Annotated in this window: 24 protein-coding genes; 17 read left to right on the top strand and 7 right to left on the bottom strand. The window is 64.3% G+C overall.

Features of this window, described 5'->3' with window-relative positions; all coding sequences use genetic code 11:
• Positions 1-76 precede the first annotated feature (76 nt).
• The 14 genes from urtB to P6U29_RS37545 all read left to right on the top strand — a co-directional run bounded on the left by urtB (position 77) and on the right by P6U29_RS37545 (position 12715).
• Positions 77-1684 carry an urea ABC transporter permease subunit UrtB gene (gene urtB, locus P6U29_RS37610; RefSeq protein WP_407115159.1) on the top strand — a complete coding sequence of 536 codons (1608 nt, stop codon included), beginning with the start codon at positions 77-79 and terminating at the stop codon, positions 1682-1684.
• Positions 1681-2850 (top strand): urea ABC transporter permease subunit UrtC, encoded by a 1170-nt coding sequence (gene urtC, locus P6U29_RS37605; protein WP_407115158.1) that lies wholly within the window; start codon positions 1681-1683, stop codon positions 2848-2850. Before urtB ends, urtC begins: the two co-directional genes overlap by 4 nt.
• Positions 2851-2855: 5 nt before the next feature.
• Positions 2856-3617: an urea ABC transporter ATP-binding protein UrtD gene (gene urtD, locus P6U29_RS37600; protein WP_407115157.1), complete on the top strand. Its 762-nt coding sequence runs from the start codon at positions 2856-2858 to the stop codon at positions 3615-3617.
• A gap of 3 nt (positions 3618-3620) precedes the next feature.
• On the top strand, positions 3621-4316 hold the full coding sequence (urtE, locus tag P6U29_RS37595) for an urea ABC transporter ATP-binding subunit UrtE (protein ID WP_091881260.1): 696 nt from the start codon (positions 3621-3623) through the stop codon (positions 4314-4316).
• 31 nt (positions 4317-4347) lie between these two features.
• On the top strand, positions 4348-5178 hold the full coding sequence (locus tag P6U29_RS37590; RefSeq protein ID WP_407115156.1) for an urease accessory protein UreD: 831 nt from the start codon (positions 4348-4350) through the stop codon (positions 5176-5178).
• 40 nt (positions 5179-5218) lie between these two features.
• Positions 5219-5521: an urease subunit gamma gene (locus P6U29_RS37585; protein ID WP_027553946.1), complete on the top strand. Its 303-nt coding sequence runs from the start codon at positions 5219-5221 to the stop codon at positions 5519-5521.
• Positions 5522-5651: 130 nt separating this feature from the next.
• Entirely contained in the window at positions 5652-5957 is a 306-nt protein-coding gene (locus tag P6U29_RS37580; protein WP_407115155.1) for an urease subunit beta, read from the top strand.
• Positions 5958-6014: 57 nt separating this feature from the next.
• Positions 6015-6554 (top strand): HD domain-containing protein, encoded by a 540-nt coding sequence (locus P6U29_RS37575; RefSeq protein ID WP_407115154.1) that lies wholly within the window; start codon positions 6015-6017, stop codon positions 6552-6554.
• A 34-nt stretch (positions 6555-6588) separates the two neighbouring features.
• Positions 6589-8304, top strand: coding sequence for an urease subunit alpha (gene ureC, locus P6U29_RS37570; protein WP_407115153.1), 1716 nt, complete (start codon positions 6589-6591; stop codon positions 8302-8304).
• 142 nt (positions 8305-8446) lie between these two features.
• On the top strand, positions 8447-8746 hold the full coding sequence (locus P6U29_RS37565) for a putative quinol monooxygenase (RefSeq protein WP_407115152.1): 300 nt from the start codon (positions 8447-8449) through the stop codon (positions 8744-8746).
• A gap of 13 nt (positions 8747-8759) precedes the next feature.
• Positions 8760-9383 carry an urease accessory protein UreE gene (locus P6U29_RS37560; protein WP_407115151.1) on the top strand — a complete coding sequence of 208 codons (624 nt, stop codon included), beginning with the start codon at positions 8760-8762 and terminating at the stop codon, positions 9381-9383.
• Entirely contained in the window at positions 9364-10092 is a 729-nt protein-coding gene (locus P6U29_RS37555) for an urease accessory protein UreF (protein ID WP_407119543.1), read from the top strand. The genes P6U29_RS37560 and P6U29_RS37555 overlap by 20 nt, the downstream gene beginning before the upstream one ends.
• Before the next feature lie 39 nt (positions 10093-10131).
• Positions 10132-10755, top strand: coding sequence for an urease accessory protein UreG (gene ureG / locus P6U29_RS37550; protein ID WP_407115150.1), 624 nt, complete (start codon positions 10132-10134; stop codon positions 10753-10755).
• Between the two features lie 298 nt (positions 10756-11053).
• Complete coding sequence (locus tag P6U29_RS37545; protein WP_407115149.1) at positions 11054-12715, top strand: HWE histidine kinase domain-containing protein; 1662 nt, start codon at positions 11054-11056, stop codon at positions 12713-12715.
• On the opposite strand, the gene P6U29_RS37540 is transcribed toward P6U29_RS37545, so the two are convergent.
• The 5 genes from P6U29_RS37540 to P6U29_RS37520 form a co-directional block, all read right to left on the bottom strand.
• A complete protein-coding gene (locus P6U29_RS37540) occupies positions 12712-13320 on the bottom strand; it encodes a TetR/AcrR family transcriptional regulator (RefSeq protein ID WP_407119542.1) in 609 nt (202 codons plus the stop codon). The genes P6U29_RS37545 and P6U29_RS37540 overlap by 4 nt on opposite strands.
• Before the next feature lie 82 nt (positions 13321-13402).
• A complete protein-coding gene (locus P6U29_RS37535; RefSeq protein ID WP_407115148.1) occupies positions 13403-14545 on the bottom strand; it encodes an OpgC domain-containing protein in 1143 nt (380 codons plus the stop codon).
• Positions 14546-14733: 188 nt separating this feature from the next.
• Positions 14734-15189: a hypothetical protein gene (locus P6U29_RS37530; protein ID WP_407115147.1), complete on the bottom strand. Its 456-nt coding sequence runs from the start codon at positions 15187-15189 to the stop codon at positions 14734-14736.
• A gap of 95 nt (positions 15190-15284) precedes the next feature.
• On the bottom strand, positions 15285-15656 hold the full coding sequence (locus P6U29_RS37525) for a YqjD family protein (protein WP_407115146.1): 372 nt from the start codon (positions 15654-15656) through the stop codon (positions 15285-15287).
• 78 nt (positions 15657-15734) lie between these two features.
• Complete coding sequence (locus tag P6U29_RS37520) at positions 15735-16847, bottom strand: AI-2E family transporter (protein ID WP_407115145.1); 1113 nt, start codon at positions 16845-16847, stop codon at positions 15735-15737.
• A gap of 208 nt (positions 16848-17055) precedes the next feature.
• Here P6U29_RS37520 and P6U29_RS37515 point away from each other — a divergent pair, with 208 nt between their 5' ends.
• Complete coding sequence (locus P6U29_RS37515) at positions 17056-17853, top strand: L,D-transpeptidase (protein ID WP_407115144.1); 798 nt, start codon at positions 17056-17058, stop codon at positions 17851-17853.
• A gap of 16 nt (positions 17854-17869) precedes the next feature.
• Positions 17870-18520: a DUF2865 domain-containing protein gene (locus P6U29_RS37510; RefSeq protein ID WP_407115143.1), complete on the top strand. Its 651-nt coding sequence runs from the start codon at positions 17870-17872 to the stop codon at positions 18518-18520.
• A gap of 226 nt (positions 18521-18746) precedes the next feature.
• Here P6U29_RS37510 and P6U29_RS37505 read toward each other — a convergent pair whose 3' ends face one another.
• Positions 18747-18878, bottom strand: a complete 132-nt coding sequence (locus tag P6U29_RS37505) for a hypothetical protein (RefSeq protein ID WP_407115142.1) — start codon at positions 18876-18878, stop codon at positions 18747-18749.
• Positions 18879-19281: 403 nt separating this feature from the next.
• On the opposite strand from P6U29_RS37505, the gene P6U29_RS37500 reads away from it, so the two are divergent.
• Positions 19282-19437 (top strand): Thivi_2564 family membrane protein, encoded by a 156-nt coding sequence (locus P6U29_RS37500; RefSeq protein ID WP_008546817.1) that lies wholly within the window; start codon positions 19282-19284, stop codon positions 19435-19437.
• Positions 19438-19581: 144 nt separating this feature from the next.
• Here the strand turns inward: P6U29_RS37500 and P6U29_RS37495 are convergent, their stop codons facing one another.
• Entirely contained in the window at positions 19582-19782 is a 201-nt protein-coding gene (locus P6U29_RS37495; protein ID WP_407115141.1) for a CsbD family protein, read from the bottom strand.
• Between the last annotated feature and the right edge of the window lie 101 nt (positions 19783-19883).

The following is a 19883-nucleotide window of genomic DNA, read 5'->3' as shown; positions in this document are numbered from 1 at the left end:
TGACGCTCCACTGCACGACCGGAGAGGGCGGCGATCCCGCCGCCTTCTCCACTCATTTCTGCCGGGGTCATTCACAGTGCCAGCCCATTTGTCTGCCCGTCTCTGCTCGCTTGCACTCTCGTTGTTGCTGATTGCGTTCGCGCTGCCGGCCTTCGCCGGTCCGTTCGAGGATGCGGTCGCCAAATTCGCCAACGACGACTTTTCCGACACGGAAGAGGCGATCGGCGTAGTCGCGAGCAGCGGCAACAAGCTGGCCTTCCCGATCATCAGCGCGCTCCAGGACGGCCGCCTCATGGCGGATCCTGACAGCAAGAAGGTTTACGTCACCGGCACCGACGGCAAGTCGATCGATGCTGCGACCGGCGAGGCCGTCGCCAGCGTTCCCGACAGCGCGAGCGCGGTTCGCCTCAACAACCGCCTGCGCCGCAGCGTCGATGCCGCGCTCGGCAGCCTGACGCTGCAGTCGCCCGATATCGGGACGCGCCTGCAGGCCGCGCAATCCGTCTTCAAGTCGCATGAGGAGACCGCGCTCGAGGCGGTCGATGCCGCACTCGCCAAGGAAACCAACCGATCCGTCAGGGTCGCGCTCGGCGAGGCCCGTGCCGCGATCCTGCTGTTCAAGTCCGATGCGACCGAGGTCGAGAAGCTCGAGGCGGTCGCAACCCTCAAGGCACGCGGCGACCAGGAGGCGCTGGCGCTGCTTACCGGCATGGGCGACCAGCCGGCGTCGGTCACCAAGGCCGCGACGAGCGCGATCGGTTCGATCCAGAACTCGCTCGCGGTCTGGTCCATGGTGCAGAATGCCTGGTACGGCCTCTCGCTTGGCTCGGTGCTGCTGCTCGCTGCGATCGGGCTCGCCATCACCTTCGGCGTGATGGGCGTCATCAACATGGCCCATGGCGAAATGGTGATGTTGGGGGCCTATACCACCTTCGTGGTGCAGGAGGTGATCCGTACCCGCTATCCCGGCCTGTTCGACTATTCGCTGTTGATCGCCGTGCCGCTCGCCTTCCTCGTCGCCGGCGCGATCGGCGTGCTGATCGAGCGCAGCATCATCCGTTTCCTCTACGGCCGGCCGCTGGAGACGTTGTTGGCGACCTGGGGCCTGTCGCTGGTGCTGCAGCAGGCGGTGCGGACCATGTTTGGCCCGACCAACCGCGAGGTCGGCAACCCCTCCTGGATGAGCGGCGCGTTCGAGCTCGGCCAGATCACGATTACCTATAACCGGCTCTGGATCCTTCTCTTCACGCTTGCCGTGTTCGCGATCCTGCTCGCGATGCTGCGCTACACCGCGCTCGGCCTGGAGATGCGCGCGGTGACGCAGAACCGCCGCATGGCGGCTTCGATGGGCATCGCAACCTCGCGCGTCGACGCGCTCACCTTCGGCCTCGGCTCGGGCATTGCCGGCATCGCCGGCGTGGCGCTGTCGCAGATCGACAATGTCAGCCCCAATCTCGGCCAGAGCTACATCATCGACAGTTTCATGGTCGTGGTGTTCGGTGGGGTAGGCAATCTATGGGGGACCCTCGTGGGCGCCTTCACGCTCGGCATCGCCAACAAGTTCCTGGAGCCGGTCGCCGGCGCCGTGCTCGGTAAGATCGCGATCCTGGTTCTCATCATCCTGTTCATTCAAAAGCGGCCGCGCGGCCTGTTCGCGCTCAAGGGCCGTGCGGTGGAAGCATGACCCCTCACATGCTGACGCGATCGCTGGACCGCGGCGCGACGATCTTCCTCGCGATCGTCGCGGCCTGCGGCATCCTCATTCCGCTCTCCAACCTGCTGCTGCCCGCCGGCTCGTTCCTGCAGGTGCCGACCTATCTTGTCGCGCTCTGGGGCAAATATGTCTGCTACGCGATCCTGGCGCTCGCGATCGACCTGATCTGGGGCTATTGCGGCATTCTCTCGCTTGGCCACGGCGCCTTTTTCGCGCTCGGCGGTTACGCCATGGGCATGTACCTGATGCGGCAGATCGGCACCCGCGGCGTTTACGGCAACCCGATCCTGCCCGACTTCATGGTGTTCCTGAACTGGCAGAAGCTGCCCTGGTACTGGTATGGCTTCGACATGTTCTGGTTCGCAGCGCTGATGGTGCTGGTCGTGCCCGGCCTGCTCGCCTTCTGCTTCGGCTGGCTCGCCTTCCGCTCCCGCGTCACCGGCGTGTATCTCTCGATCATCACGCAGGCCATGACCTATGCGCTGCTGCTCGCCTTCTTCCGCAACGATTTCGGCTTCGGCGGCAACAACGGCCTGACCGACTTCAAGGACATCCTGGGGTTCAACGTGCAGGCGGAGGGGACGCGTGCCGCGCTGTTCGCGCTGAGCTGCCTGGCGCTGATCATCGGTTTCCTGATCTGCCGTGCCATCGTCTCGTCCAAGCTCGGCAAGGTGCTGATCGCGGTGCGTGATGCGGAATCGCGCACGCGCTTCCTCGGCTACCGCGTCGAATCCTACAAGCTGTTCGTGTTCACGGTGTCGGCCTGCATGGCCGGGGTCGCCGGCGCGCTGTACGTGCCGCAGGTCGGCATCATCAATCCTAGCGAATTCGCGCCGGGCAATTCGATCGAGGCGGTGATCTGGGTCGCGGTCGGTGGCCGCGGCACGCTGGTCGGTGCCGCGCTCGGCGCCGTCGTCGTCAACTACGCCAAGACCTTCTTCACTTCGGGCGTGCTCGCGCCGTACTGGCTGTTCATGCTGGGCGCGTTGTTCATCCTGGTGACGCTGCTGCTGCCGAAAGGCATCGTCGGCACCTTCAACGCCTGGTGGGACTCGTCCAGGGAAAAGCGTACCGCTGCAGCCATTGTGAGCGCCGCGGCCGAAGACGGCGTCACCGAACCCAAGATGGCGGAGTAGGCGCAATGAACGTCATGGACACCCGCGCGACCTCCGCAATACTCTATCTCGACGGCGTGCACGTCTCCTTCGACGGCTTCCACGCCATCAATAATCTGTCGCTGACGCTCGAGCCCGGCGAGATGCGCGCCATCATCGGTCCGAACGGCGCCGGCAAGACCACGATGATGGACATCATCACCGGCAAGACCAAGCCCGACGAGGGCACCGTGCTGTTCGACGGCGTCACCGACCTGACGCGCCTCGACGAGACCCGCATCGCCGAGCTCGGCATCGGCCGCAAATTCCAGAAGCCGACCGTGTTCGAGAGTCAGACCGTGCAGGACAATCTGCTGCTGGCGCTCAATGTCGATCACTCGGTCCGCGGCACGCTGTTCTGGCGCGGCAGCAACGCGGAATCCCAGCGTATCGACAAGGTGCTGGAGACGATCCGCCTCACCGACGCCCGCAACCGCCTGGCCGGCAGCCTCAGCCACGGCCAGAAGCAGTGGCTCGAGATCGGCATGCTGCTGGCGCAGGATCCAAAACTGCTGCTGGTCGATGAGCCCGTCGCGGGAATGACTGACGTTGAGACGCATCTCACCGCAGAGCTGCTGAAGGAGATCAACAAGACCCACACCGTGATGGTCGTCGAGCACGACATGACGTTCGTGCGCGAACTTGGGGTCAAGGTCACCTGCCTGCACGAAGGTACGGTGCTCGCGGAAGGTACCATCGACCAGGTCTCGTCCAACGAGCGGGTCATCGAAGTCTATCTGGGACGCTGAGCGATGCTTGAGGTCAAGGACATCAACCTGTTCTACGGTGCGGCCCAGGCGCTGCGCGGCGTCTCGATCTCGGCCGAGCCGGGCAAGGTGACCTGCGTGCTCGGGCGCAACGGCGTCGGCAAGACTTCGCTGCTCCGCGCCATGGTCGGGCAATATCCGATCTCCTCGGGCGCGATCGTGCTCGACGGTAATGATATCACGGGCCTGAAGCCCTACGAGCGGGCGCGCAAGGGTATCGGCTTCGTGCCGCAGGGCCGCGAGATCTTTCCGCTGCTGACGGTCGAGGAGAACCTCAAGACCGGCTTCGGCCCGCTCAAGCGCGAGGACAAGCACATCCCGGACGACGTGTTCTCGCTGTTTCCGGTGCTGCAATCCATGCTCGGCCGGCGCGGCGGCGACCTCTCCGGCGGCCAACAGCAGCAGCTCGCGATCGGCCGCGCGCTGGTGATGCGGCCGAAGCTGCTTCTGCTCGATGAGCCGACCGAAGGCATCCAGCCCTCGATCATCAAGGACATCGGCCGTGCCATCTCGTACCTGCGCAACCTCGGCAACATCGCTATCGTGCTGGTCGAACAATATCTCGACTTTGCCTGCGAACTCGGCGACAGTTTTGCCGTGATGGATCGCGGCGCGGTGAAGTTCACCTGCGACCGCTCCAATCTCGACGCGAGCGAGATCAGCCGCCAGATGGCGCTGTAAGCCATTCTGTCGCGACCGGCTGGGGAGGCGGATGCGCAGCGACGTTTCTACCACGTCAGGGGTTTTCGAGGCGAACCGTGCCCGCGGCGCGGTGCGGTTCGACGTGCACGCACGTGACGGCGTGACGCGACGCGGCACCTTGCATGAATCCGGTTCGCTCCGCGTCCGCTTTCCCTCGCCGGAAGATCAGGGCCTGTCCGGCGTGTTCGTCAACACCGCCGGGGGAGTCGCCGGCGGTGATTGCTTCGACATCGAGATATCGGCGGCGGATAGCTCGCGATTGACGCTGACCACGGCGGCGGCGGAGAAGGTCTATCGCGCGTCGGGCTCGGCGGCCCAGCTCAATATCTCGCTGAAGGCCGGCCCAGGCGCGCATTTGTCCTGGCTGCCGCAGGAGACGATTCTGTTCGACTGTGCCCGCGTGCAGCGCCGCTTCGACATCGAGCTCGACGAAGCCGCCTCGCTCTTGCTCTGCGAGATCGTGGTGTTCGGCCGTATCGCTATGGGCGAGCGGATGGAGCAGGGCGAGTTCGTGGACCGTTGGCGGATGCGCCGCGCCGGCAAGCTGGTGTTCGCAGAGACCGTCCGGCTCGACGGCAATATCGGCGCAAAGCTCGCGCTATCCGCGGTCGCCAGAGGTGGCGCGGCGATTGGCACGGCTCTGCTCGTGCCCGGTGACGAGGCGCTGGTCGAGCGCATTCGCGAGGCGTCGGAGTCTTTCTCCGGCGAGGTCGGAATCTCAGCATGGAATGGCTTTGCAATGGCGCGGTTCTGTGCCCAAGATGCGGCCCGCCTGCGCGCCGACATGATGGCCGTGCTGGCGCGCACCGGCGCGGCCTTGCCACGGCTCTGGCTGAACTGATGACTGGCTGAATTGACGTGTTGAACGGAAGAGATGTCGCATGAACCTGTCTCCCCGCGAAAAGGACAAGCTTCTGATCTCGATGGCGGCGATCGTGGCGCGCCGCCGGCTGGACCGCGGCGTCAAGCTCAACCATCCCGAGGCGGTTGCGATCATCTCCGATTTCATTCTCGAAGGCGCCCGCGACGGACGCACCGTCGCCGAGCTGATGCAATCCGGCGCGCAGGTTTTGACGCGCGACCAGGTGATGCCCGGCATTCCCGAGATGATCCATGACATCCAGGTCGAGGCGACCTTTCCTGATGGCACCAAGCTTGTCACCGTGCACGAGCCGATCAGGTGAGACGAGTCGCTGTATCAACACCGTCATGCCCGGGCTTGTCCCGGGCATCACGATCTTCGAACCAAGTGGCGGCACGTGGATGGCCGGGACAAGCCCGGCCATGACGCAGCGGAGCAAGACGAGGTAGCACATGATTCCCGGCGAACTCTTCATCCAGGACGGCGAGATCGAGCTCAATGCCGGCCGCAAGACCGTGACGCTGACGGTCGCCAACACCGGCGACCGGCCGATCCAGGTCGGCTCGCACTACCACTTCTTCGAGACCAACCCGGCCCTGAAATTCGATCGCAAGAAGTCCCGCGGCATGCGCCTCGACATCGCCGCCGGCACCGCCGTCCGCTTCGAGCCCGGCCAGACCCGCGAAGTGCAACTCGTCGCCATGGCGGGGAAGAAGACGATCTACGGCTTCCGCGGCGATGTGATGGGGCAGCTGTGACGCTGGGAGGAACGAGCGCGATGCGGCACGGTTGAGGCGAAAACGGAGGTCCTTGCCATGCTGTCACCCATTCGCCTCGTTTCCGAAGCTGCCGAACTTGCAGCGCGCCGCCACAATGGGATGGTGCGCAAGGGGCGCGGCAACGAGCCCTATATCAATCACCTCGCCGAGGTCGCGAACCTGCTTGCGACCGCGACCGATGGTGCCGACGCCGAGTTGGTCGCGGCCGGCTGGCTGCATGATTCGATCGAGGACACCGACACCACGCGCGAGGAGCTCGCGCAGCGATTTTCCAAGCGTATCGCCTCGCTCGTCGCCGAGTGCACCGACGACATGAACCTGCCGAAATCCGAGCGGCGGCAGAAGCAGATTGAGGACGCCCCGCACAAATCCCCCGGCGCAAAGCTGATCAAGATCGCCGACAAGATCAGCAATATAGGGGCGCGCATTCAAACCGACCCGAGTGCCGAGGAGCGCGACGATCTTGCCGACTACACCGCCTGGGCCGAGCAGGTGGTCGCGGGCTGCCGCGGCGGCAATCCATGGCTTGACGAGAAATTCGATGATGCGGTGAAAGCAGCGAGAGCCTTGCTGTGATCCACCAAGAATTCAAACGCAAACGGGGCTTGTGATGTCCGTCAAGATGAAGCGATCCGTCTATGCCGATATGTTCGGCCCGACCACCGGCGACAAGGTACGGCTGGCCGACACCGACCTCATCATCGAGATCGAGAAGGATTTCACCACCTATGGCGAGGAGGTGAAGTTCGGTGGCGGCAAGGTGATCCGCGACGGCATGGGGCAGTCGCAGGTCACCAACAAGCAGGGTGCGGCCGATACGGTCATCACCAACGCGCTGATCGTCGACCACTGGGGCATCGTGAAGGCCGACGTCGCCATCAAGGACGGCATGATCTCCGCGATCGGCAAGGCCGGCAATCCCGATATCCAGCCGGGCGTCACCATCATTATTGGTCCGGGCACCGACGTGATCGCGGGCGAAGGAAAGATCCTCACTGCCGGCGGCTTCGACAGCCATATCCATTTCATCTGCCCGCAGCAGATCGAGCACGCGCTGATGTCGGGCGTCACCTCGATGTTGGGCGGCGGCACAGGCCCGTCGCACGGCACCTTCGCCACCACCTGCACGCCCGGCCCCTGGCACATCGCGCGGATGATCCAGTCGTTCGACGCCTTCCCGGTCAATCTCGGCATTTCCGGTAAGGGCAATGCCTCGCGCCCCGCGGCGCTGGTCGAGATGATCAAGGCTGGCGCCTGCGCGCTGAAGCTGCACGAAGACTGGGGCACGACGCCGGCCGCGATCGACAATTGCCTGTCGGTCGCCGACGATCACGATATCCAGGTGATGATCCATACCGACACGCTGAACGAATCCGGCTTCGTCGAGGACACGATCAAGGCGTTCAAGGGCCGCACCATCCACGCCTTCCACACCGAAGGCGCCGGCGGCGGCCATGCGCCTGACATCATCAAGGTTGCCGGCTTGAAGAACGTGCTGCCGTCCTCGACCAATCCGACGCGGCCGTTCACGCGCAACACCATCGACGAGCATCTGGACATGCTGATGGTGTGCCACCACCTCGATCCTTCGATCGCCGAAGATCTGGCCTTCGCCGAAAGCCGCATCCGCAAGGAGACGATCGCAGCCGAGGACATCCTGCACGACCTCGGCGCGCTCTCGATGATGTCCTCGGATTCCCAGGCCATGGGCCGCCTCGGCGAGGTCATCATCCGGACCTGGCAGACTGCGGACAAGATGAAGAAGCAGCGTGGCTCGCTGCCCCAGGACAAGGGCAAGGACAACGACAATTTCCGCGTCAAGCGCTATATCGCCAAGTACACGATCAATCCTGCGATCGCGCATGGCGTGTCGAAGCTGATCGGCTCGGTCGAGAAGGGCAAGCTCGCCGATCTCGTGCTGTGGTCGCCGGCCTTCTTCGGCGTCAAGCCGGACTGCATCGTCAAGGGCGGCACCATCGTGGCAGCCCCCATGGGCGATCCCAATGCCTCGATCCCGACGCCGCAGCCGGTGCACTATCAGCCGATGTTCGGCGCCTTCGGCAAGGCGCGCACGGCGTCCTCCGTGGTGTTCACCTCGAAAGCCGCGGTCGCCGGCGGGCTCGCGCGAAAGCTCGGCATCGAGAAGAAGCTCTATGCGGTCCAGAACACTCGCGGCAGGATCTCGAAGAAGAGCATGATCCACAACGACGCCACGCCCAATATCGAGGTCGATCCGGAAACCTACGAGGTCCGCGCCGACGGCGAACTCCTGACCTGCGCGCCCGCCGAGGTGCTGCCGATGGCGCAGCGATATTTCATGTACTGAAATAGCGCATCGACGCATGTCCCAAGAGTATGTTCGGAGTGCGTGTCCGGGGACCGCTTTTCCGGTGTTGCGTTCGGTCCTGCGTGGTCTAATGTCCCGCCCGGTATCTTAACGTTCAGAAGAAAAGCCGGGAGGATTTCTCGTGATCTACGTCGTTGCCACCTTGACCATCAAGCCCGAGACGCGCGCCGAATTCATTGCAGCCGCCACCGCCTGCATCAAGGAGACGCGGAAGGAGCCCGGTAACATCGCCTATGATCTGCATGAGAGCGTCACCGATCCCAGCAAGATGGTGTTCGTCGAGCAGTGGGAGAACGCCGATGCGCTGGTGCCGCATCGCGCCATGGAGCACATGAAGACGTTCGGCCGCGTCGCGGTAAAGTGCTTCACGGCACCTCCGAAGATTGAGGTGATCACGCCCGAGAGGGTCGAGACACGGTAACGAGGTAAGACGCATGATCCGGGCGACGCAGGTCAAGGGACAGCACCGCTTCACGGAAGCGCCAGCGGACACGGTCGTGCTCGATTTCGACGATCGGCACCGTCGCCGCATGGCGATGACGGGCACGCGCGGGCTCGAATTCCTGCTCGACCTGGAGCACGCCGTCGCGCTGCGGGGCGGCGACGCGCTGGTGCTGGAGGACGGCCGGCTGGTCGAGGTAGTGGCGGCGCCGGAGCCGCTGCTCGAGATCCGCGGCCGCGATCCGCACCATCTCATCCGCGTCGGCTGGCATCTCGGCAATCGCCACCTGCCGACGCAGATCATGGCTAAGAGCCTGCGCATCCGTCGCGACCACGTCATCGAGGCCATGGTGAAGGGCCTCGGTGCGCGCGTGATCGAGATCGAGGCGCCGTTCGATCCCGAAGGCGGTGCCTACGCCGATGCCGGCCATGGGCACGACGACCATGCGCATCACGGTCACGGCCATCACGATCATCATGATCATCACGGCCATGGCCACCAAAATCATGATCATGCCGCGCATGACCATGGCCATGGGCACCATCATCACCACGACGAGCATTGCGACCATCCCGACCATCACCACGGCCACAAGCATGCTCATGACCACAAATGAGCCGGTCGGCGCCGGCGCCCTCGCCGAGGGCGCGGCGGCGGCGCTGTACCGGCTGATGACCTGGCTGTCGCCGGCGTTCCCGGTCGGTGGTTTCTCCTACTCCAGCGGCCTCGAATGGGCGATCGAGGCGGGCGACATCACCGACGTAACGACGCTGGCGGATTGGCTCGATGCGATGCTCGGCGACGGCTCCGGCTTCTGTGACGCGACGTTTCTAGTCCACGCCTATCGCGCCACGGAAGCGGACGAGGCGACGGCTTTGAACGAGATCGCCGAGCTCGCCGCTGCCTTCGTGCCGTCGCGCGAGCGGCAGCTGGAGACGACCTCGCAGGGCCGCGCCTTCATCGATATCGCCCGCGCCGCGTGGGATGCCGATGGGCTTGATGCCACGGTCGCGGCATGCAGCACGCCACTGGTCTATCCGGTCGCCGTCGGTGTTGTTGCGGCGAGGCACGCCGTTCCGCTGGCGCCGACGCTGCACGCCTTCCTGCATGCGCTGGTCTCGAACTGGATTTCCGCGGCCAGCCGGCTCATTCCGCTCGGCCAGACCGATAGCCAGCGCGTTCTGGTGAGGCTGGAAGCCGCCGTCGCCGCGACCGCCAATCGTGCGCTGAATGCGACATTGGACGATCTCGGCAGCGCCACCTTCCGCGCCGATCTCGCCAGCCTGCGGCACGAGACGCAATATACGCGGCTGTTTCGGTCGTGACCTGTGCGGCCTTTAACCCATCGAGAGAGAGCGAATTACATGTCGAAATCTCACGGCCCCTTGCGTGTCGGCGTCGGCGGCCCGGTCGGATCGGGCAAGACCGCGCTGATGGACCTGCTCTGCAAGACCATGCGCGAGCGCTATGACATTGCCGCGATCACCAACGACATCTACACCAAATGGGATGCGGAGTTCCTGGTGCGTTCGGGATCGCTGACGCCGGATCGCATCGCCGGCGTCGAGACCGGCGGCTGCCCCCACACTGCGATCCGCGAGGATGCCTCGATGAATCTCGCTGCGGTCGCGGACATGCGCGCGAAATTTCCGGGGCTCGATCTCGTGCTGATCGAGTCCGGCGGCGACAATCTCGCTGCCACTTTTTCGCCGGAGCTGGCCGACCTCACCATCTACGTCATCGACGTCGCCGCCGGCGACAAGATCCCGTCCAAGGGCGGCCCCGGCATCACCCGGTCCGACCTCCTGGTCATCAACAAGACCGACCTCGCGCCCCATGTCGGCGCCTCCCTGGAGAAGATGGAGACGGACACCAGGCGCATGCGCGGCGAGCGTCCTTTCGTCATGACCAACCTGAAGAAAAGCGAGGGCCTCGACCGGATCGTCGCCTTCATCGAGGCCAAAGGCGGCCTGAAACGACAGGGCTGACTGGACGCGACCACTTGGCGCAGGCATTTTTCGCCGTTAACGCCTGGGCGACGCCGCAGCCGCGGAACAAATTTCGGACACGGCGATTAACTACCTCCGGCGCGCGGGGCGAATTCATCCCGTCCAGACTATCGGCCGGGCAGATTAAGCTTCTCAGGCGACCCAAGTTGCGTACTGATGCCTCCTCCTCCATTATCTCCGGCACTGGGGTTTACCCTGTTTCGGCAGATGGCCGTTCGAGCGGCGTTCATATGCTCTGTGTTTATTGCCGACCTCCTGCTTTCGCCTGAGTAGTCGCGTGGTCAGGCTGGGCTTCATCATCGGCTTCATCGCTCTGCTGGGAGCCTTGCTCTCCGGGCTTGCAGCCTATCGCGTCCACGACCAGGAGCTGGCGCTGGATCGGATCGCGCTCGCGCGCGCGATCGACGTTCATGCGAGCCTGGTTCAGGACCGCCTCACCGAGCGGGAGCTGCTCGCGCGTGTCGCCTCAGGCCTGTTCCGCGCGCCATCCGTGATCAAGCCGAACATGCTGGAGCCGCTACGCTCGGCGATCTACGCCTTCAAGACCGATTTCGTGGTGGCCGGCTGGATCGCCCGGCTGAAGCCGAACGAGCTTGCGGCCGCGCACGCCGCCATCGCCGGCGCCGGCTTCCCAAATCCGCAGATTCGCTCTTATGACGACAAGCCGATCAATCCGCCCGAAATTACTCAGCCGATCGACGTGCTGATGGACCTCGAGCCACGGAGCAACGAGACCAAGACGCTGCCCGGCCGCAGCTACGATCAGGATCCGGTTCGCAGCGCGATGCTGACGCGCGCGCGCGCCGAGAAGAAGTCGGTTGCCTCCGACCCGGTGCCGTTGATCGGCGGGAACGGCGCGATCGGCATCATCGTGGCTGCGCCCGTCATTCCCGAAGGAGCAACGGAGCCGGCCGGGTTCGTCACATTTTCCTACGAGCTCGCCTCGCTGATGCTGACCAATGACGACATGTCGCTGTTCGCGGTTGCGCTTAGGGATCCGCGCAAGGAAGGCGGCGAGCTGATCGCCAACGACCAGGGCGTGGTCTCGACGCGCATGGCGGCGGCGGACGGACCGGCGCCCTCGGCGACGCGCACGGTGAGCTTCGGCGGCCGTGATTGGCAGCTCGGCTATTACGCGAAGACCAACTCGGTGCGCCGCGCCGAGCAGACCGCAATCATCGTGGCGGCGATCGGCTTTGCGATCACGGCAATGGTGTGCGGCCTGTTCGGTTATGTCGCCTACAACAATCTGCGGCTCAGCCGGGAGATCCAGGTCAGGATCGGTTTCGAGCGCCGGCTGACCGCCGTCATCGACGAGCTCAACCACCGCGTCAAGAACATCCTGGCAGTGATCCAGTCGATCGTGACGCGCACCTTGCGCCACGGCTCGGACATCGACGTCGCGCGCGAGCTCCTGATCGGACGCATCCACGCCATGTCCAACGTGGTCTCGCTGCTCAGCGAGAGCCAGTGGCAGGGCGTCAAGCTGAAGGGCCTGTTCGAGGCGCGCGCCATCCCGCATGCCGACCGCATCGCCGTCACCGGTCCTGATATCGCGGTTAGCGCACGCGCGGCGCAGAGCCTCTCGCTGCTGTTTTTCGAGCTTGCCTCGCATTCCGACGAGGGCTTGTCGCTGGTTGGAAAGCATCCGCATATCACCGCCGCCTGGTCGGTGACGGGCGAGGAGGGCGAGGAGGTGTTCCATTTCCGCTGGGAGGAGTTCAACACCAGCGAGGCGACGCGCCGGCCCGATTCCGATTTCGGCCTGATCCTGCTCGACCGCGTCGCGCCGGAGGCGTTAGGGGGCACCGCCAAGCGCTTCTTCACCGACGTCTCCTACGTCTACGAATTGACCGCACCGATGGAGACGGTGGTCGACATGACCGAGCGCGACCGCACCGACAAGATCTCGGCGCCTGTCAGGCCTGTGCGCAGCTAACCCTTCGGCCGCAACACGAGGTCGACGAGGTTACGTGCGTAAGCCGGCGTGACCGGCGCGATGCCGAAGATGTAGCGATAGAACAGGCTGCCATAGATCGCGTCGTAGAGATCTTCAGGAAGCCCTTCGGCCAGAATGCTGCCATCCTTCTGGCCGGCGGCGATCATCTCGACCAGCGCGTCACGGCGGAATTGCAGATAGCGCGCGTAGAACAGCTCGGCCGAGCCGGTCTTGGAGATGCATTCGGAGATGACGGCGAGTTGGACCTTGCCGAACTCGCCCTGGAGTGCCTCGGCATAGGCCGCCGCATGGCGGCGCGCGCGCGCCGCGGGGCTGCCGGAGCTCGCCGGCGGCAGCGGCAGCATCTGCGCGGCGTGGTGAAGAAAGGCGTCGATCAAAAGCGCCTCGCGGGACGGCCACCATTTGTAGATCGTCATCTTGGAGACGCTGGAGTGCCGCGCGACCGCGTCGATGGTGGTGGCGGCAAGGCCGGTGGAGGCCATCAGCGCATAGGCACTTTCGAGAATGGCGTTGCTGGTCTCGATCGACCTTGGCCGGCCGCGCCGGGGCGCGTTGTCAGCCTCGTCACCCCCGCCTTTCGCCATCGCCACGCCCGGTCTCCCCACGCAGAGTCCCGGCATAGCGCAGCCGCCGCCTTCGGCCTAGCAGAATCGCACGATCCTTCCCTTAGGCCTGCTGCCGCAGGGCCGCGGGCAGGTCCTGCCGCTTCGACCAGGTGATGCAATAGGCGAGTGCGGTCATCGCGGCGAAGCCCGCGAGGCTCACAACGATCTGCATCACGATCAGATTGGGGCCGGTGATCAGGATGAGATGGCCGGCGAAGGACAGGAACACGCCGACGCAGAACACGGCGAGCCATTCCTCACCGCATCTGATGACCGCCTGAAGCGGTTTCAGTTGCAGGCCAGGATGGTCGGCCGGAATGAGATGGGTCGCGACGAGCGCGAGGGCGAGGAAGTGGAGCACGCGATAGGGCGCGAGATTTTCCTTGTCGGTCGGCGCGATGTTGTTGAGGAGCAAATCGGGCAGGTAGGCGGACAGGGCCGGCGAATGGCGCATCAGGGTGACCGCCATCGCGAGGACGAGGTACGCGCCTGCGAGGATCCGCAGCCAAGACATGCCGCGCAGCGTGCGCCCCGATGCGCCTGTGACGGCAAACCAGCCGCCCAGCACCATCAGCATCTGCCAGCACAGCGGATTGAAGGTCCATTCCTGGTCCGGATAGACCCGGAAGTTCCAGTCGAACCAGCGTGCGGCGACGTACAGCGCGATCGATGCCGCCAGCGTCAGGTTCGGCCATCGCAGCAGGCCCCACAGCACGAGCGGAAAGAACGTCATCAGCGGGATCATCAATTGCAGCAGGTCGAGGTTCAGCGGCTCTTCCTGGAGCACGAGACCGCGGATCAGGATGCGCAGCGGGTGCTCGAGAATCCCCGAGATGTTGTATTCGTGGATGATCTCCGGCGCCATCGATTGCGAGGCGACATAGGCGATGGTGTCGATATAGATCACGAACAGCACGACATAGGCAGCGTAGAGCCGCCAGACGCGGCGAAAGATCCGCGTCGCCGCGACCACGTAGCCGCGCTCCAGCGCCATCCTGCCATGGATGATGGCAACCCCGTAGCCCACCACGAACACGAAGAGATCGGCCGCGCCGCTGAAGCCGAAGTTGCGCAGCGTCAGCAGGTTGACGACGTTGTTCGGAACGTGGTCGACGAACACCGACCAATTGGCTATGCCGAGCGTCAAATAGAGCCTGGCGTCGTGCTGGAATGCGGCGAGGTTCGCCTTGACGGACGGTTTCATTGAGTAAAATAGCTTTGGGAATCAGGGTGATGCTTTTAACGGCAACCGCCTGCCCATCCGAGTAGCGTTTCCGTGAACGGCAGGGCATTCGTGCCGGATGGCGCAAAATTGCGCGGCGTCACCTGCATCGAATTCGAATAGATGCGCTCGCAGGACTTACGACGAAATTTTCTGACCCGCTCTGACCGCTACTCGGCAGGTTCGGCCGACACCTCCTCGGACGCACCGGCGCGGCTCGCCAGGATGCCGAGGGCGACACCGCCGATCGCCAGGATCGGCAACAGCCGCTTGATCCCGATGGCGCGAACGATCTGAAGTCCGGTGGCGAGGAGCATCGGATCTGCAAGCATGCTCTGCACCGTCGACTTCGCGGCGCGTTCGGCCGCGATCTGGGCACGCTTCCGCACCTCGCGCTTGTAGCCCCAATAGGAGCCTGCCGCGGCGAGGGTCAGCAGGAAGAAGATGCCGGCGCCGGTAAGACAGGCCTGCACCGGACCATATTTCTGCAAGACCGAGATGAAGACGGCGGCACAAAGGAAGCACGTCGTCACGAACAGACCGAAGGCGGCGCCCGCGGCAAGGGAGGTCAGCCGAACAGTCGTGCCGGTGGATGCACTGATCCCGTCGATGATGCGCTGAAACATGGCCTTGCTCCTCAAATCCCCCCACAAGCCGAACCGCCACACGCCGGCACTGGCGGCGCGGGCGGCGCCGCCATCTCGAGCTCCGTTCTGGAAACCTACCGGCGCCAGGCGACGCCGATCAGGAAGCCGATGCCGAGCGCGAGTCCGACGGTCGCGAGCGGCCGCTGCGTGATGGCGTCTTCCAGCGTCTCCTCGATCGAGCCATAGGCGTCCTGTGCTGCCTCCATCATCGCGCTGCCGCGCTCCGACATGTCGTCGATCGTGGAATCCATGTTCTCGCGCGCCTGGCGGTAGCCGCGGCGAGCCTGCTTGCTGGTGGACTTGGCGAAGGTATTGAGTGCGTCGGTGATCTGCTCGGTGAGGGCGGCGATATCGCTTTTCACGGCTGCTACATCCTTCTCGAGGCGTTCTCTGGTGGCTTTGTCGGTCCAGTCTCTCATCCCGGCTTCGGCATTGCTCGTGGACATCGGGAGCTCCAAACTCTTGACGGCTGAGATGTGCGGAGAACGTTTCGTGGACGGGTAAGTTCCGTTCGCTGAAACCGCTCAGGCCTGCGGCAGCTGCGGCGAATCGGCCGGCAACAGATGCTCCTTGAGGATCAGACCAACGATCAGGAGTGGCGAGGACAGGAATGCGCCCATCGGACCCCACATCCAGGTCCAGAATGCGAGCGCAAGCAGAACCGCAAGCGCGTTCAGCGCCAGCCGCCGGCCGATGATGGTCGGGGTGACGAAGTGCCCCTCCAGGAAGGTGAGGCCGCCGAAGGCGAGCGCAGCCATCAGGCCGCCGCCGATGGTCGGGAAGGCGACCAGCCCCACGACGACCAGCACCGCGAACATCGCCACAGGCCCGATGATCGGGATGAAATTGAGCGTTGCCGCCAGCGCGCCGAGCCCGGCGGGATTGGGCATTCCGGTGAGCGCACAGATGAGGCCGGTGCTAACGCCGACACCGATGTTGATGACGGTCACAGTCAGGAGATAGTTGCCGAGATGGACCTCGATCTCGTTGAGGATCCGCAGCGTGCGCAGCCGCGCATCATGGTCACTGAAGGTCATGATCATGGCCCGCCGCAGGTCGCGCCAGCTTGCGATGAACAGAATGAGGGTGACGAAGAACAGAACAAATTCAGTAAAGGTCGGTGACAGGAATTCCAGCGTTGGTTGCACCCACTCGAACTTCGGAATCTGAAAGCTAGGGAATTGCTCCGAGCCGCCGACCATGCCTTGCAGCTCGCGCCACAGCGCCAGCGGCCGGTCGAACACGTGCAGCTTGTCCTTCAACTGCGCGCCGAGCTCCGGCAGGCGCGTGCTCCACTCCATAATCGGCGAGGCGATCAGCGCGAGGACGAACGCGACCACCGCAGTCCCAGCGACCACGATCAGGACGGCCGCGAGCGCGCGCGGCACCTTGCATTGCTCGAGCAAGCTCGCCGCCGGCGACAGCATGGTGCCGATGACGAAGGCCATCACCACGGGCAGGAAGAATGCTTTTCCGACATAGAGCACCGTGGCGACCGCAATCAGCAGGAGGCCTGCGAGAGCGAAAGCGATGAACTCGGTGCGGCGGATGACTGGCGGCAGCTCACTATGGCTGTCGGGAAGCGGTTCGCTCTCGCTGTTGCCGGAAATCAGGCGTTCGCTGGGAAGGACGCGCACAATATCTCTCCCGCACGGAAACGCGATCCGCGCGCCCATTGACGACCTCACAACGCGTGGACGGCGTGCCGGTTCCATCGCGCCTTCGTGAATAGCTGCTCGCTTGACTGTGACGTCGCTGCCGCACGCTGCGCCGGAACTTCGATCCAGGCGGCGGAGTTTGTTGGGCAGCGCATCACCCTGATGCACATATCCAACGGGGCAGTACATGAAAAAGTTGTTTGCAGTCCGCCGCAGCCTCTCGCCGCGCGCCGTCACCGCATTCGTTTTCGCAACCGCTCTGCTCGCAGTGCCCTTAGGGACGGCGAGCGCGCAAACGTTCGGCTACGCGCGGATCCAGCCGTGGGCGTACCCGCTGGACCAGGGTTACTCTCAGGACGACCTCAACGAGGCGCCGCAGGCCGCCGACGAGGACGCCCAGTTGCCCGACCGGCTGCGCAAGCAGATCGTCAGCTTCGACAGGAGCGAGCCGGCCGGTACCATCGTCATCGATACCAACAATACCTATCTCTATTACGTGCTCGGCAATGGCCGCGCGATCCGCTACGGCGTTGGCGTCGGTCGCGAAGGCTTTACCTGGTCCGGCGTGCAGAGCGTCAGCCGGAAGGCCGAGTGGCCGGACTGGCATCCGCCGGCCGAGATGATCGCGCGCCAGCCCTATCTGCCGCGCTTCGTCGCCGGCGGTCCCGGCAATCCGCTCGGTGCGCGTGCAATGTATCTCGGCTCGAGCCAATACCGCATCCACGGCACCAACGATCCCTCGACCATCGGCAAGTTCGTCTCGTCCGGCTGCATCCGCATGACCAACGAGGACGTCATCGATCTATTCAATCGCGTCAATATCGGCGCCAAGGTCGTGGTGCTGCCGAAGAACGCTCCCTTGATGGCCAGGGGAGGCGACAGGGGAGGCGACAAGGCCGTCGACTCCGTGCGCAAGCGTCCGGCCGCGACGACGTTGCCCTCGGGCCGGCAGGCGTTGAACATCACGACATCGGCCGTCAACTAAGCATGAGCGAGGTCATATGAGCAGACGCCTGGTTGGCAAAGTGGTTGGCGGTACGGCGATCTTGATCGCTGCCTCCGCCGGTCTGGTGTCGGCACCGTCGGCGCATGCGGAGGATTTCTTCTCCGCATTGTTCGGCGGCTTCCGGATGCGGCCGCCGCCGGAGATCCGGATGCCGTTCCCGAACGACGACATGCCGCGTTATGACGCGCCACGCCAGCGGTCCTCCTATGGCGGCGGCACCGCCTATTGCGTGCGCGGCTGCGACGGCCGCTATTTCCCGGCGCAGGGAAGCGACGCCGAGAGCAAGGCGCAGTCCTGCAAGAGCTTCTGCCCGGCCTCGGAAACTTCGCTGGTCTACGGCAGCAATATCGACGACGCCACGACGGAGAACGGAAAGTCCTATTCCGACCTGCCGAACGCGTTCCGCTATCGCAACGAGATCGTCGCGGGCTGCACCTGCAATGGCAAGGACCCGGTCGGGCTCGCCCAGGTCAAGGTCGAAGACGACCCCACCCTGCGCAAGGGTGACATCGTCGCGGGCAGTGATGGCCTCATGGTCGCGACCCGCAACGCCAACGACCGTCGCGGCGTCGCGATGAATTTTTCGCCGCTGCCGGCCTCGGTGCGCGCCAAATTCCGCCAAGTCCCGGTGGTGGCGAAGGAGTAGGGGTGCGGCCGTTGGCTGAGTTGCCGCGCTAGCAGCCCCACAAGATTATCGTCCGGACAAGCGCCCAAAGCGCGCGCAGATCCGGGACCCATAGTCACAGGGGGTGGTTTGGCGAAGGCTTGAAGTTGCCAGCCCGCGCCTCGTCTGCTTCCTGTGGTGATGGGTTCCCCGCATGCGCGGGGACGACACCGCAGGTGCGGTACAGCCTTCTCCTTAACTCGCTCCTTTACGCCGCGCGGATCTTGCCCAGGAAGTCGCTGACCTGCTGACCGAGCTGGCGGCTTTGCGTCTCGAGCATCTCGGAGGCCTGCTTCACGTCCTCCGCGGCACCGGCTGCGGTGTCGGCATCGGCCTTCACGCCGCTGATGTTGTCCGAGACGTTCTTGGTGCCCTGTGCCGCCGATCACGACAACGAGTGCGGTGACAGGATCACTGCTTTCAGCAGCGCGAAGACGGTCAAGCAATTGAGCATCGGATACCCCGGTACGCGTTTCGAAGTTCGTGGCCCCGAACGGCAGCCCCCACGAACTGCGAACGACCAAAGGAATGCACAATAGACGCGCATGCCCAGGGCAGACGCTCGAGGGGCATTTGGCTTCAAAAGGGTGATAACTTAGACAGTGATGCTGCCGTAGAATTACGGAGGGACCGCTCCCGCCAGCCGAATTGTAATGAATGCAAGGGGTTGCAGAGTCGGAACCGGCGGGCCTTGCAAAGCGTTAGGACAACGTCAGCAACTTGCCTGAAGGGGGGCTCCAGCGATGCTGGTCGGCGTACTCGTCACCTTTCTCGTCGTCATTCTCGTGCTTTATCTCATCAACATGCTGCCGATGGACGGCCGCGCTAAGCAGATCGCGCGCGTGATCGTCATCATCATTGGCATCGTGTCGCTGCTGAAATATCTCGCGGTGTTCTAGCCAAGCTGTCGTCGCCTGGATCAGCTGGATCAGCGAAGCGAGATCCGGGGTGCCGCAACGAAGGTCCCGGATGTCGCCGCGCTCATCCAGGGGTACGAGTGCAGCAAAAAGCCCCGGCGTGAGCCGGGGCTTCGTCATGCTGCGTCAGTGCAGCGATTTCAGCCAGTCGTCGACGTCTTTGCGAACCTGGTCCTTGGCCTTGCCGTAGCGTTCCTGGAGTCGGCCCTCGAGCTGCTCGCGGCGCCCCTCGATTGATTGCAGATCGTCGTCAGTAAGCTTGCCCCATTTCTCCTTGGCCGAGCCCTTGAACTGCTTCCAGTTTCCTTCAATCCGATTCCAGTCCATGACCATCTCCCGTGGTTGATGGCCCGACAACGCTAGGCGTGCGCAGCCGTTCCGGGCCCGGCGCGACGTTTCGCGCGACAAAAAAGCCCCGGCTCGCGCCA

The organism is Bradyrhizobium sp. LMG 9283 (assembly GCF_045571415.1).
GTDB lineage: Bacteria > Pseudomonadota > Alphaproteobacteria > Rhizobiales > Xanthobacteraceae > Bradyrhizobium.
This window is presented reverse-complemented; position numbering and strand designations above follow the sequence as displayed.